This window comes from Candidatus Pantoea soli, from assembly GCF_007833795.1.
Taxonomy (GTDB): domain Bacteria; phylum Pseudomonadota; class Gammaproteobacteria; order Enterobacterales; family Enterobacteriaceae; genus Pantoea; species Pantoea soli.
In genome coordinates this window covers 131,674-145,245 of the sequence record NZ_CP032704.1, presented here as the reverse complement: position 1 = coordinate 145,245, position 13,572 = coordinate 131,674, and the positions used below count along the sequence as shown (strand labels likewise).

Annotated in this window: 13 protein-coding genes and 2 pseudogenes; 10 read left to right on the top strand and 5 right to left on the bottom strand. The window is 49.9% G+C overall.

Going from position 1 to position 13,572, the window contains the following annotated elements; genetic code table 11:
- Positions 1–47 precede the first annotated feature (47 nt).
- From D8B20_RS20700 to D8B20_RS20685, 4 genes are read left to right on the top strand one after another with little or no spacing between them, the layout of a single operon-like run.
- Positions 48–968: a metal ABC transporter substrate-binding protein gene (locus tag D8B20_RS20700; protein WP_145891860.1), complete on the top strand. Its 921-nt coding sequence runs from the start codon at positions 48–50 to the stop codon at positions 966–968.
- Positions 955–1,788 (top strand): metal ABC transporter ATP-binding protein, encoded by an 834-nt coding sequence (locus tag D8B20_RS20695; protein ID WP_261388128.1) that lies wholly within the window; start codon positions 955–957, stop codon positions 1,786–1,788. Before D8B20_RS20700 ends, D8B20_RS20695 begins: the two co-directional genes overlap by 14 nt.
- Positions 1,785–2,663 carry a metal ABC transporter permease gene (locus tag D8B20_RS20690; RefSeq protein ID WP_145891859.1) on the top strand — a complete coding sequence of 293 codons (879 nt, stop codon included), beginning with the start codon at positions 1,785–1,787 and terminating at the stop codon, positions 2,661–2,663. The genes D8B20_RS20695 and D8B20_RS20690 overlap by 4 nt, the downstream gene beginning before the upstream one ends.
- On the top strand, positions 2,660–3,547 hold the full coding sequence (locus tag D8B20_RS20685) for a metal ABC transporter permease (protein WP_145891857.1): 888 nt from the start codon (positions 2,660–2,662) through the stop codon (positions 3,545–3,547). Before D8B20_RS20690 ends, D8B20_RS20685 begins: the two co-directional genes overlap by 4 nt.
- A 627-nt stretch (positions 3,548–4,174) precedes the next feature.
- On the opposite strand, the gene D8B20_RS20675 is transcribed toward D8B20_RS20685, so the two are convergent.
- Positions 4,175–4,441: a chorismate-binding protein gene (locus tag D8B20_RS20675; RefSeq protein WP_261388127.1), complete on the bottom strand. Its 267-nt coding sequence runs from the start codon at positions 4,439–4,441 to the stop codon at positions 4,175–4,177.
- Positions 4,404–5,552 carry an IS3 family transposase gene (locus D8B20_RS20670; RefSeq protein ID WP_145891850.1) on the bottom strand — a complete coding sequence of 383 codons (1,149 nt, stop codon included), beginning with the start codon at positions 5,550–5,552 and terminating at the stop codon, positions 4,404–4,406. Before D8B20_RS20670 ends, D8B20_RS20675 begins: the two co-directional genes overlap by 38 nt.
- Positions 5,553–5,998: 446 nt before the next feature.
- On the opposite strand from D8B20_RS20670, the pseudogene D8B20_RS20665 reads away from it, so the two are divergent.
- Positions 5,999–6,355 (top strand): annotated as a pseudogene (locus D8B20_RS20665) (S24/S26 family peptidase).
- 26 nt (positions 6,356–6,381) lie between these two features.
- On the opposite strand, the gene D8B20_RS20660 reads toward D8B20_RS20665, so the two are convergent.
- Together D8B20_RS20660 and D8B20_RS20655 are read right to left on the bottom strand one after the other, a co-directional pair.
- Positions 6,382–6,774, bottom strand: a complete 393-nt coding sequence (locus D8B20_RS20660; RefSeq protein ID WP_145891848.1) for a helix-turn-helix domain-containing protein — start codon at positions 6,772–6,774, stop codon at positions 6,382–6,384.
- On the bottom strand, positions 6,774–7,073 hold the full coding sequence (locus D8B20_RS20655) for a type II toxin-antitoxin system HigB family toxin (protein WP_145891846.1): 300 nt from the start codon (positions 7,071–7,073) through the stop codon (positions 6,774–6,776). The genes D8B20_RS20660 and D8B20_RS20655 overlap by 1 nt, the downstream gene beginning before the upstream one ends.
- A gap of 127 nt (positions 7,074–7,200) precedes the next feature.
- Between D8B20_RS20655 and D8B20_RS20650 the strand changes: the two are divergent.
- Positions 7,201–7,428 (top strand): annotated as a pseudogene (locus D8B20_RS20650) (Y-family DNA polymerase); the annotation flags it as partial.
- Positions 7,429–7,555: 127 nt separating this feature from the next.
- Here D8B20_RS20650 and D8B20_RS20645 read toward each other — a convergent pair.
- A complete protein-coding gene (locus tag D8B20_RS20645; protein WP_145891844.1) occupies positions 7,556–8,449 on the bottom strand; it encodes a LysR family transcriptional regulator in 894 nt (297 codons plus the stop codon).
- Between the two features lie 109 nt (positions 8,450–8,558).
- Between D8B20_RS20645 and D8B20_RS20640 the strand changes: the two genes are divergently transcribed.
- The 4 genes from D8B20_RS20640 (at position 8,559) to D8B20_RS20625 (ending at position 12,395) form a co-directional block, all read left to right on the top strand.
- Positions 8,559–9,455 (top strand): MBL fold metallo-hydrolase, encoded by an 897-nt coding sequence (locus tag D8B20_RS20640; RefSeq protein WP_145891842.1) that lies wholly within the window; start codon positions 8,559–8,561, stop codon positions 9,453–9,455.
- Positions 9,452–10,417 (top strand): alpha/beta hydrolase, encoded by a 966-nt coding sequence (locus tag D8B20_RS20635; protein ID WP_145891840.1) that lies wholly within the window; start codon positions 9,452–9,454, stop codon positions 10,415–10,417. Before D8B20_RS20640 ends, D8B20_RS20635 begins: the two co-directional genes overlap by 4 nt.
- An 86-nt stretch (positions 10,418–10,503) precedes the next feature.
- Positions 10,504–11,412: an alpha/beta fold hydrolase gene (locus tag D8B20_RS20630; protein ID WP_145891838.1), complete on the top strand. Its 909-nt coding sequence runs from the start codon at positions 10,504–10,506 to the stop codon at positions 11,410–11,412.
- Between the two features lie 191 nt (positions 11,413–11,603).
- Positions 11,604–12,395 carry an alpha/beta hydrolase gene (locus D8B20_RS20625; RefSeq protein WP_145891836.1) on the top strand — a complete coding sequence of 264 codons (792 nt, stop codon included), beginning with the start codon at positions 11,604–11,606 and terminating at the stop codon, positions 12,393–12,395.
- The last annotated feature ends 1,177 nt before the right edge of the window (positions 12,396–13,572 follow it).

Sequence of the window (13,572 nt, the reverse complement as noted above, 5' to 3'; positions counted from 1 at the left end):
TATTATAGCAATTGCTATGTTTGTTCTCTTTTTCATCAATTGAGGGTATGCAAATGCTGAAAAAAGCCAGACGTCTTTTCGTTGCCTCTGTGATGGCAGTGACATCCTTACTGATTGTCAGCCCGGCAACGGCACAAGATACAAAACCCAAAAGAATCCTGACCACATTTACGATCCTGCAGGATATCGCGCAAAATGTGGCTGGTGATAAAGCCATTGTGGAATCCATTACAAAACCCGGTGCGGAAATTCATGACTATCAGCCTACGCCGCTGGATATCGTGAAAGCTCAGTCAGCTGACCTGGTTTTGCGCAATGGTTTTGGCCTGGAACGCTGGTTCGATAAGTTTTTTCAGGGCGTACATGACGTGCCTAATGTCGTGGTGTCGGATGGCATTGAGCCCATGATGATTAAGGACGGCGAGTATTCAGGTAAGCCCAATCCACACTCCTGGATGTCTCCCGCCAATGCCGTGGTTTATGTTGAGAACATCCGTAAAGCACTTAATAAGATCGACCCTGCTAACTCTGCTACCTATGATCGCAACGCGGCAGACTATACAAAAAAGCTTGAGGCTCTGAACGCCCCTATCTCCAGCATGCTTGCGAAAATTCCGGCAAACGAGCGTACGCTGGTTTCCTGTGAAGGTGCGTTTTCCTACCTGACACGTAACTACAATCTCAATGAACTGTATTTATGGGGTGTAAATGCTGACGAAGAGGGAACGCCGCAACAAATTCGTCGCGTCATCGATCAAGTTCGAAAAAATCATGTTCCGGCCGTGTTCTGCGAAAGTACGGTTAACGATAAACCGATGAAGCAGGTTGCTTCAGAAACGGGAGCGAAATTTGGCGGTACGCTCTTTGTTGACAGCCTGACCAGCGATGAAGGCCCAGCGCCAACCTACATTAAGCTTCTCGACTACAACGCGAAAACCATACTGAAGGCTTTCAATGTCAACAATTGATGATAGCAGCATGAATAGTCTCTCTCCGACTGTCAGCGTAGAGGAACTAACCGTCTCTTACCGTGGCGGCAATATCGGGTTGTCAGATGTCAGCTTTGAAATCCGAAAGCCCACTATTTGTGGACTCATCGGCATGAACGGGGCAGGGAAATCGACGTTATTCAAGGCGATCATGGGATTCGTTACTCCCACGCGAGGTAAAGTGAATATCTGCCATCAACCCGTCAAATGGGCGCAGAAGCAGAACGTGATTGCTTACGTCCCCCAGACCGAAGAAGTAGACTGGACTTTTCCCGTATCGGTACGCGACGTAGTGATGATGGGCCGTCAGGGCCGTATGGGCTTTTTGCGGATTCCTTCAAAAAAAGATGCGGAAATTGTCGCGGAAAGTCTGGATCGTGTTGGCATGGGTGCCTTTGCTGACCGTCAGATTGGTGAACTGTCCGGCGGCCAGCGAAAACGTGTTTTCCTGGCGCGTGCGCTCGCACAGCAGAGTCTTATTATGCTGCTTGATGAGCCTTTTACCGGTGTCGATGTAAAGACTGAACACGCCATTATTGATATTTTACGGGAGTTAAGGGAAGAGGGGCGTATCATCATTGTTTCCACGCACAACCTTGCAGGCGTGCCAGGATTTTGTGACGAGATTATGATGATCAACGTTACCCTGATTGCTTCCGGCTCGGTGAGTGAGGCTTACACTCCGGATAATTTGGGTAAAACCTTTGGTGGTGCGATTAATCAGTTACCAGTCGGCGTATCTGCTGCTGCGTCGCAAGACGGCGGCAGGGCGTCTGGCGGGGAAGGAGCATCAGGATGACAGGACATTCCCTTCTCTCCCTGCTTGCTGAACCTCTCAGCTATACCTTTATGATAAAAGCCATGTTTGGCGGCGCTGCAGTTGGCGCATTATGTGGTCTTTTGTCATGCTTTGTGACGCTCAAAGGATGGTCGCTGCTGGGCGATGCGCTTTCGCATTCCGTTGTACCGGGCGTTGCCGTTGCCGCGCTGTTCGGCGGACCTTTAGCTCTCGGCGCTTTTGTTGCTGGACTACTGGCGGTGTTGGGGATAGGAGTGATCGAGCGGAATTCAGCCCTGAAAAATGATGCTGTGATTGGCGTTGTGTTCACCGCTTTTTTTGCGGCAGGGCTTTTCATCATTTCGGTTTTTCCTGCCAATATTCGAATTCAGACGATTCTCTTTGGTAACCTGCTGGGTATTTCCAGTGCTGACCTCCTTCAGGTGGCTGTTATCGGCGTCATCTGTATCATCGCATTTGCTGCCAAATGGAAAGATCTGCTGATTTACTGCTTTGACCCGAGTCACGCGCGGGCAATCGGTCTCAACGTCACTGCTCTGCATCTGATGTTACTTATTCTTTTGTCGCTGGCTGCGGTAGCGGCTCTGCAGGCAGTAGGGGCCTTACTGGTTGTCGCTATGCTGATAACGCCAGGGGCAACAGCGCAGCTTTGGACGCAAAAGTTCTCACGGATGCTGTTCATTGCGCCTGCTCTGGCTGCGTTGGCCTGCATGGGAGGAGCCTATGCCAGCTATTTCCTTGATGGCTCAACGGGGGGAGCGATAGTCGTCCTTCAGACCGCTATTTTTATTCTGGCGTTATTCTTCGCGCCCGGTAAAGGCATTCTGGCAACCCGCCGTCGCCGTGGGGCGCTCAAAAGGGAAACTACTCAATGAGTTTCGATGTAATTCTGACATCACTGCTTCAGCCATTACAGTACGGCTTTATGTTAAAGGCGATGGCAACAGGTGCCTTTGTCTGTTCTGTCTGTGCGGTTCTCTCCTGTTTTATTGTGCTAAAAGGGTGGGCATTAATTGGCGATGCAATGTCTCACGCCATTCTACCTGGCGTTATTTTCGCCTATATCATCGGGGTACCGATGGCAGTTGGCGCGATTGTCAGCGGTGTAGCATGCGTCATGATTGCCGGCGCGGTACGCAATCTGACCACGGTAAAACCGGACGCCCTTTTGGGGATTTCCTTTACGGGGTTTCTTGGCGTAGGGATGATTTTGCTGGTGGCAACGCCGGGAAATGTCCATTTCATGCACATCCTGTTCGGGAATCTCCTGGGAATCGAAACAAACGTTCTTATCCAGACGTTAATTATTGGAACGCTGACGCTCCTGACGGTTCTGGTTATGCGCAAAGATCTTATCCTTTTTTGTTTCGATCCCTGTCAGGCCAGTGTCATTGGACTTTCGCCGGTGAGGCTTGAGTTGCTTTTGCTTATGCTGGTTGCAGGCACGGCTGTGACGGCATTACAGGTTACTGGTATTGTACTCGTTGTCGCCATGCTGATTGCGCCAGGATGCATCGGGTTTCTTCTCACCCGACGCTTTTACCCTATGTTACTGGTTTCCGTATTGTCAGCCATTATCGCCTCGGTTGTGGGGACATTCGCCAGCTTCTGGTTCAATGGTGAGACGGGGGCAACCGTTGTGCTTGTTCAGGCAGCTCTGTTCCTGCTGGCGTTTCTTTTCGCGCCAAAAAATGGCTTGTTGCAATGCCGAAAACCCAACGGCAGGCTCGTTCAGCCTGATGGCAGGAAGCATGTATAAGCCATTAATACAATGCAATAATCAGTCAAGGCTTGTCGTTTTTCTGATTAATATGGTGCATTGTAATCAGGTGGCAGTTTTATAGCGCAGCGGTAAATTCTATTCAGGCACAGGGATCCTTTCCTGCTCAGGAGCAAGTCGGAACATCTGAATAAAGATTTCTACACGGGCCTTAGTAGCATCTTTAACCAATAAGGCATAGAGTGGATTTTTTTGAACAGTATGAGAGGGTGAAATGAAAATAACAGCAATTGTGGGTGTCTCTTTACTGGCAACATCTTTCCACGCGGCGGCTTTTGTATCTTCTTCTGCAGCACCACTAACTCAGCAAGTTAACATAGATAGCAGCGGCAATGCCCACGCCATCCCGTCTGAGACAGTAGCTAATGGCGTAACAAAGCTGATACCAGTTACGGGATGCAATTGTCCGTTCTGCACTATGTTACGTGTTTAAATGTGATTTTTTAGGAAACCTCATACATCTCCGTCAATTTGGCTAGTTAATAGTCAGGCATAAGCAGCACCTGATAGTGAGGCCCGTTTTATCAACTCCAGACCTGTGCCTTTCCCCACTTCTGCTGACTGCAAAGTGGGGAAGAGGATAACCGGCTTTACCTTTACATATGATCAGTGTGGTTTTCTTACCAGAAAACGGCTCACCGATTGCAACTTCTCGATAGTTTCTTCAAGCTCTCGCTCCGGATTCGACTGGTCAATAATGCCAGCTCCAGCCTGTAGGGTCACGCCTGCAGTATGCTTAAACAGAGAGCGTAAGATTAATGCCGCATCCATTTCTCCGGCGCTGTTAAACATGAAAACGCTGCCGCTGTAAGCGCCATGAATCGCCACGGATAATCTAGACACTTCCGAGCCGTTGATAATACTGCTTTTCATATTCTGTCGGTGACATCTGATTGCTCGAACCATGCCGACGCTTACTGTTATAGAACATTTCGATGTAATCAAAAATATCGCTGCGGGCTTCTTCCCGCGTTCCGTAGATCTTTTTCTTTATCCGTTCGCGTTTCAGCAACTGGAAAAAGCTTTCTGCAACCGCATTATCGTGACAGTTACCGCGACGGCTCATGCTCCCCTCCAGGCCGTGTGCTTTCAGGAAAGACTGCCACTCATGGCTTGTGTACTGACTGCCCTGGTCCGAGTGAACCAGCACCTGTTTTTGGGGATTACGCCGCCATACAGCCATCAGCAGTGCGTTCAGGACAATGTCCTTTGTCATCCGTGATTGCATTGACCAGCCGATAATTTTGCGTGAGAACAGATCAACAACCACAGCAAGATACAGCCAGCCTTCGTGGGTCCTGACGTATGTTATGTCCGTTACCCAACGCTTATCCGGAGCATCCGGATTGAACTGTCGCTGGAGCCTGTTGGGCGATACGATACTGGCCTCGCCTTTGCGTGCCCGCGGGCTACGGTAACCGACCTGAGCCTTTATCCCGGCACGATTCATCAGTCGCCAGACTCTGTTCACTCCGCACTGTTGCCCGCTGTCCCGCAAGTCCAGATGGATCTTGCGATAACCATAAACGCAACCGGACTCCAGCCAGAACTGTTTGATCTGTCCCGTCAGTCTCAGATCTACCTGATGGCGCTGAGAATACGGTTGCTTAAACCAGGCGTAAAAGCCACTGGGATGAACATCCAGCACCCTGCAGAGCAGACGAACAGGCCAGCAACGGGAGTTGTCACGAATAAAGGCGTACCTCAGTCGGACAGCTTTGCGAAGTACGCCGCGGCTTTTTTTTAATATGTCCCGTTCGTCAGTAACCCGCTTCAGCTCCTTGTGGGGTCGGCGGATCTCGGCCTGAGCATCTGACTGTTCTTTATGAGTGGATGAGTCCGGACCGTACTTCTTTATCCAGGCGTAAAGGCTGTGGGTGGTGATATCGAGACGTGTTGCAACGCTGGAAACAGAATGACCGCGATCAATAACCTGTTTGACTGCTTCAGTTTTAAACTCTTCGGGATAACGTTTACCGCTCATGGGCACCTCTCTTTAAGTCATCTTAAATGACTCCGAGGTGTCTGTTAAACCCGTGGCGGTTCAGGTATTGCCAGTTATATGCCTCTGGAAGAGTTTGGCCATCAGATGAGGAATCGCGTCAGGCAGGAAACGGGGCTGACGATCGGGGTCGGGTTCGGCCCTACCAAGACGCTGGCCAACCATGCTGCCAAAAAGTGGTCAAAAACTAACGGCGAGGTTGATCTTTCAAGCCCGGTTCGTCAGCGAAAGCTGATGGCTCTGATTAATATCAGTGAGGTATGGGGCGTAGGCGGAAAGATAAGAAAGCGTCTGCGGGGTTTGAAGGCCAATGGAACGAGGCCGTACGTTAGTGGAGTAACTGTCTGATATATCAAAACATAATGGACATATGAAAATGCCCTGAAAATGGCGTCTTTTTAATCGATTTTTCAGACGATTATTTTCTCTTGCCGTACGTTTTCGTACGGTTGGCCCTCAAACCCCTGGTTAGCCTTTCCACGCATTCAACCTAGCTGATGCTCAGCGCCAGCGATTATCCGGATATCGGAATCGTGAAAGGTTCATTACTGACTGTAGATCGCAGCCTCCCGCCTCAGCACGGCAATATCATCATTACTTCTGTTAATGACGAGCTTGTCCTGCGCCGGCTGCTTTTGATCCCTTCTCCAGCGCTGCAGGAGCTGTCTGGCAACGGCGAGCTTGTACCCTTGATGGCAGATTTCGACCTTTCTGTCTGGGGCGTAGTGTCCTATGCCCTTACCGATTTGGCCAGGCTGGGTTTCAACCATACGCCGCAGGAATAAAAAAGCCCGCATGCGGCGGGCTTCGGTTACTGCATTTGCATCCGTTTGGGTTCCGCTGCCCCTACCAGCGATGACAGCGGTATATTGAACATTTCATGCAGGTTACGGATCATAGGAAGCGTCAGCGCACGCTTATTATTCAGCACTTCATAAACCCGGTTCGGGCGTCCAATCGCAGGCACCAGGTCTTTCGCCGTCAGCCCCATCTGCTCCATGCGGAATTTAATCGCTTCTACTGGATCGGGCGCCTCTATCGGGTAGTGTTCCTGCTCGTATTTTTCAATAAGCAGGATCATTACTTCCAGAAAATCTCCGGCTGCGGTTCCCGGCTCCGGTTCATTGTCGAAGAGCGGGTAGACAGCGGCCAGAGCTGCCTCGTAATCTGCTTCGTTGTGAATTGGTTTGATTTTGTAAGTCATCACATATCCACCGTATCTGCTTCAATTTTATCGTATTCAGCGTGCGTTCCAACAAACTTGATGTAGACCGCCTGAAACCTGTAAGCCACTGCAACAATCAGTCGGTAATCATTGCCTTTGATATTGAATACCACCCGATTGTTACTCAGAAAATCTGCGGATCTGTATTTGTCCTTGATGTCCTGTGGCGTTTTCCACTGTGCCTTTTTGACTTCATCTACCCACGCCTTCAGGGGCTGCTCCGCCTGATTATGCGTCTCCCAGAATTGTTTGAGAGAGGCGATTGATACAATCCGCACTGGCTTTCCTTGTAGTCCCAATATGGGATTAGCATAACAACCCCATAATGGGACATCAAGAGTAAAGACGCATTTATATTCTTAGGTATACTGTATGCATAAACAGTAATTAATCAGAGAATTTTTTATGTTCGCGCTGGCAGACGCTAACAACTTTTACGCATCTTGCGAAACCGTATTCCGTCCTGATTTGCGCGGAAAGCCTATCGTCGTCGTTTCGAACAATGATGGCTGTGTGATCGCCCGCAGCGCAGAGTCGAAAGCGCTGGGCATCAAAATGGGCGATCCTCTGTTCAAAAATGAGCGCTATTTTCGTGAGCGTGGGGTCATTGTCTTCAGCTCTAACTACGCACTTTAGTAAGTTAAGTGGAATGCAACATTAGCTGAGTAAACTTTGAGCAGTAATGACGACCATATCAGCCGGAAAAGATGCCGGATAACTTTGGCCAGAATCTGCGGTGTCCGTTGTAATTCAGTGCCAGTCAAATGCCCTCTGCAAACCGTCTGCGTATCCATTCCACGAATGCTCTGACGCGTGAGGCCAGATGCCGGTTATCAGGCCATGCAGCGTGTACCGGAACGGGCTCTGACTGCCAGCCATCGAAAATCTTCAGCAGACGGCCCTCTCTTACGGCCTGTGCGGTCAGGAAATCATATGTCATGACAATCCCCATGCCGGCCTCAGCAGCCGACAGGGCTGCAGCGGAATCATTGACTGAAAGCTGCCATGCTGCATCCAGCGACAGAGATTCCCTTCCGCGTATGAGTGCGCGTTCGAAAGCCCTTCCGGTCTGTGGCGAACACACGCGGATCATAAAGTGACCCTGCAGTTGTCTGGGGTGCAGGGGCGTCCCTCTGTCGCGCAGATAGTCAGGAGAAGCATATGCTGACATTGTGATCTCTCCCAGTGACCGGGCTACCAGCGCATCGTTCCGCAGGGGACCAATGCGTACCACACAGTCAATCTGTTTCTCAATCAAATCTGAAGTCAGGTTTTGAGTGCTGAGCACTGTCTGAATATCAGGATGAAGGGCGACAAACTCCGGTAACCATGGGATCACCAGATGACAGGCTAATGCAGTGGGAAGCTCTATCCTGAGCTGACCGCTTTCTGATTCGCCCTGAGTCAGCCCGTCATCAAGTATTTTTACCTGGTCCAGCAGGGTACGGGCCCCCTGAAAATACTTATTGCCCGCCGCCGTAAGGCTCAGGCTCCGCGAAGTACGGTGCAGCAGCTTCACTCTGAGAGAGGCTTCAAGCGCCTGTATCTGTCTGGTCACGGCAGATTTAGGAAGGGCAAGCGATTCTGCCGCGCCAGTGAAAGAACCTGATTCTACAACCTGAACAAACACGCGCATAGCAGCCAGCTTATCCATTCCGTCTCCGTTAACGTTGCAAATAATGCAACTTAAATTTCCAGAATGCGCGGTTGTTCAGCCCGGCAGAGGAGCACATCATATATTCCAGTCCTGTAAGGAGGATACTGTGAATACATTAAAAAGCTGGAGCGTAGCGGGTCTGCGTGTGACTAAAATTCCGGAACAGGAAAGCTCCAATGTTTCTGCACGGCGACTGTTCCCGTCATGGGATGTTGATAAGCTTCGCTCTGACAAGGCAGTATGCCAGGCTGCCGCCCTGAATTGCCGTGAAGGCAGTCTTGCCCTGAGTACACACAGCTGGCTGGTTGAATCCGGCGGGAAAATCATACTGATAGATGCGGCTTCAGGCAATGACAAGAACCGGCCGGATAACCCTAAATTTCACCTGATGCAGAGCGGGTGGATGTCGGCTCTGCGCAGTACAGGCGTCCGACCGGATGATGTGGACGCCGTCGTGCTGACGCATCTCCACGTCGATCATGTCGGATGGAGTACTGTCATGCGTGATAACAGCTGGGTTCCGGCTTTTCCCCGTGCCTGTTACTACTTTTCCGCGCGCGAACTCAGATTTTACAGTGAACCCGCAAATGTCTGCCCCCCCAGTAAGGGGGCGATTGAAGACAGTATCATTCCTGTTGTGAAAGCAGGCCTGGGATCACTTATTGATAACCTGACAGATGAGATACTGTCAGGTTTTAAAATCCACCGTACTCCCGGCCACAGCGTCGATCATCTGTCTTTTAGCTTCAGCCATGGCGGCGAGACGGCACTGTTCTGGGGCGACGTACTGCACAGCCCGATTCAGGTTGCGCATCCTGAGTGGAACACGTCATTCTGCGAGTTTCCTGCCGAAGCCGCCCGCTCAAGAAAAAGTATGCTTCGGTTCGCGCTTGAAACCAACGCCCTGGTATTTACTTCACACTTTCCCGGCACCTCCGCCGGGCGGGTTGTTGCCGGCAGTACCGGTCTGTCCTGGCATTCTGAACAGGAGCAGCCATTATGATTTCCGGGCATGCACTCTATCGGGAAGCGCTTTCTGTCGCGTCAGATACTGATGGGATTATCCTCCGGCTGCACCATCGCCGTCAGGAAGAGCAGGTAACGTTTGATGCCGCTCATACAGTGATTATGATGCATGGCGCAACCTACTCTTCAGGCAGTCTTTTCGATATTCCGCTTGAGGGTGAGTCTTTCATGGACTTCCTTGCTGCCGCAGGCTTTGACGTCTGGGCGGTTGATGTCAGGGGGTTTGGTGGTTCAACCCGGCCAGATTATACCGAAGATAATCCGCAGCTGGTGCAGGCAGAGGTGGCTGTCCGGGATCTGTCTGCTGCCGTGAATTATGTACTCGCACGTCAGCAGCTGAAAAGCCTCAACCTCATTGGCATGTCGTGGGGTGGTACCGTATCCGGCCTCTATACCACTCAGAACTACGAAAAAGTACGCCGGCTGGCACTGATTGCGCCTCAGTGGTTATTGCAGGGCCAGGCTGCCCTTGATCCCGGTGGCCGACTCGGTACTTGCCGGGAGATTATTATTGATGACATTAAAAACCGATGGCTGCGTAGCGTACCTGAACATAAAAAGCACGACCTTATTCCCGAAGGCGGATTTTCACTTTGGGCCGAAAAGACACTTTCCGAAGAACCGGATGAAGTGCTGCGCCGTAAAGGACTGATCCGGGCAAATAATGGGCCGGTGCAGGATACCCGAAAATACTGGACGGCGGGCGTTCCCGTTTATCAGCCTGCTGATATCCGTGTACCGCTGCTGCTGCTGCACGGCGAATGGGATGCTGACGTGCCTGTTGAACTGGCCATGAACTGGTTCATCAGCGCAACGCGGGCGCCCTGGAAACGCTGGACAGAGATTGGTGAGGCCACGCACATGATGGTTCTGGAAAAGAACCGCCGGCAGGTCTGGAGAGAAATTGCGCTTTTTTTTAACGCCTCTCTGCCCGTTTAAGAAAGTACCTTTTATTACTAACAGCCTGGCAAAACCGGCCGTCCCCCAGGACGGCTGACCTGTACCGGGCACTGACAGGAGTCAGTATGATTACCACCGAAGCTTTACCTTCAGAAAATACCAGTCTGACCTACCACCGCCATGAAACACAGGGTGTGAACATCTTTTACCGGGAAGCCGGTCCGGCGGAGGCGCCCACGCTGGTCCTCCTGCACGGCTATCCCTCCACCTCCAGGATGTATGCTCCGCTAATACCGCTGCTGGCGGTCCACTATCACTTTATCGCACCCGACTATCCGGGTTTTGGCCTTAGCGACGCGCCTCCACCAGGGAAATATACGTACACGTTTGACAGTCTCGCCGGCACCATGAGTCAGTTTCTGAAGGAAATTGGCGTGAAAAAATACGTTTTATTTATGCAGGATTACGGTGGTCCGGTCGGCTTCCGCATGGCCATGAGCAGGCCGGAAAACGTGCAGGCCATTATCATTCAGAATGCGAACGCCTACCAGGAGGGGCTCGGTAAAAAGTGGACGGATATTGCCCGTTACTGGCAGGACCGCAGTTCTCATCCTGAGCAACTCCGGGCTTTTACTTCTCTCGAAGGCGCACGCCAGCGCCATCTGGGTAACAGTCCCTCACCAGAACATTACAATCCGGAAGAGTGGCTGCAGGAATATGACATGCTGTCACGACCGGGCCAGCAGGCCATTCAGGCCAGCCTGCTTTATGACTACCGTAATAACGTGAAATCTTATCCACTGTGGCAGAAATGGATGCGTGAGCACAGACCAAAGGCACTGGTTCTCTGGGGCCGGTATGATCCGTCGTTCATCGTGCCCGGCGCGGAAGCCTACAGGCGGGATTTACCCGACGCTCAGATTCACATTCTTGATGCAGGGCATTTTGCACTCGATGAGGCGACGGGAAAGGTGGCAGCATTGACGCTTGCGTTTCTGAATGACATTTATGGCCATGCGGGTAAGCAGCCCTGAGCCTGGTGCGCAGATATGCGGACGCAATCCTGTATTCATGTACAGAAGTCCTGAGTCAGGCTTTAACGCTGTCCGCCTGCGTGAGCCGGGCCAGCCCGGAAAGACAATTCACTGTCCGTCAGATTTATAAACTGTCTGCTGGTCCCCGGATATTCCGGTCCGTTCATCCTGTTAACTGTGAGAAGGTCTTAATGAAATCATGCAAGCTGCATTCCTTAATTTTTCTGGCGCTGGCCGGTATCAGTGTCGGTGGTTACGCTTCAGCGTCATCACCCGGTAATGACACCGCACCCGCAGCACCAGTAAAGAACATCATACTAGTGCACGGATTATTTGCGGATGCTTCAAGCTGGTCAGGGGTTATCCCGGTTCTGCAGGCCAGAGGGCTGAAGGTGACGGCCGTACAGAACCCCACCACATCACTGCAGGATGACGTGGCTGCCGTCAGGCGTGCTATTGCCCTTCAGAAGGGACCGGTTATTCTGGTCGCTCACTCGTACGGGGGGATGGTAATAAGTGAGGCCGGAAATGATCCAAAAGTCAGAGGCCTGGTCTACGTTGCGGCGCGGGCACCGGCTGCAGGTGAGGATTACACAGCGCTGACCAGAAAGTTCACGCCAGCACCGGCTTCGGCCGGGATAAAATGGACCGGCGATTACGGACAACTGACAGAAGACGCCTTTGTTCACGACTTTGCCGGAGATTTACCATTAAAACAGGCTCAGGTACTGTACGCAGTACAGCAACCGATGGGCAGAGCAGTGACACTTGGCCGGACAACGGAAGCCGCGTGGCAGCACAAACCCGTTTACTATGCCGTATCGACACAGGACCGCACCATCAGTCCGGACCTGGAACGGTTTATGGCTAAGCGCATGAAGGCCTATACGATTGAACTTAAAGCCAGTCATCTGTCTCTGATTTCTCAGCCCGAAGCTGTGGCCGGGCTGATACTGCGGGCGACACATGCTGACGAAAAATAACAGCATAAAATTCATTTTATGAAACTCCCCGTCCTCTGGTCTCCGTTTCATCAGGTGAGCACCGGAGCGATGCTGATATAGCTTATCAGCATTCATGAGACAGTCCGCTCTGTGCCAGAGCGGACATTGCAAACATAACGATTTGATGGTGAGGTAGCAGGTCATAGATATATTCGCGCTAAAAGATACCTTATGGCTTGCCAGTGGTTTAGCTGTTGTAGCGATTATAATGGCAGCTTTAGCAATTTTTTCAGCTCCTTACAAAAAATAACCTTTTTTGTAAGAGGAGATGTTAAATAATTTAACCTGTTCTATAGTTTTTGCATTTATAAGTAAATACAGTTTGGCTTAGCGATATCTTCATTCAATAAAATAATTTATGAGATCGATACCGAAGATTTTAAGCTGGAGTTACTTGAATAATACTTACTTAAACCAGGTAATTAAAAATATTACGGCTATTGTGATGCTTATTAATAAGGTGATAATTTCCTGAATTATAATTTTATTGTCTTTTGGTTTTGATGTCATTTTTATACCATTGCGATGAGTTGATTTTGTTAAGTATCCTAATCTACTTGAAATATTGAAATCAACTCATTTTAAATTTTTTTAAGAAATAATCGTGTTTTATAATTTACTTATTAAATTGCATGTCTAATGTGGAGGTTGTGTTGATGAATAGTGTAGAATGTGTGGAGTGGAGGGTAAAAGTTAATAAGTCACTATAATTTTCATTCTGTCTATGTTTTTTAATATGGTGATAATATATAAAATTTTTGCTTTTCATTACTTCTTTGATGGATTGCTTAAAGAAGGAGTTTTATTTTTCTGGGATTTGCGTGGTTAATATTAAGCTCAAATTATCTGGATGGATTAGTGGCGATATTCATCAATACAATGTTGTATTTGTCTTCTCATTAGGCGCTTATAATGAGGTCTGGAGTTATAAGCAGCAGTGGTGTGCGATTTTGCCTCCAGGAAGAACGGTATTTTGATTGTTCATTGGTTATCATGATGCTGTATAAGAATTTTGTTCGATAACTCAAGTGCGATTTTCACCGGAAAATTATGCTTGTTAAATCAAAATTCAGCTATATAAATTTGTATATTTCTTCGTGGCCTCTATTACTAAAGGGGCTTTCAGAATTTCCGCGAGAATTTTTAGGTCAATCGC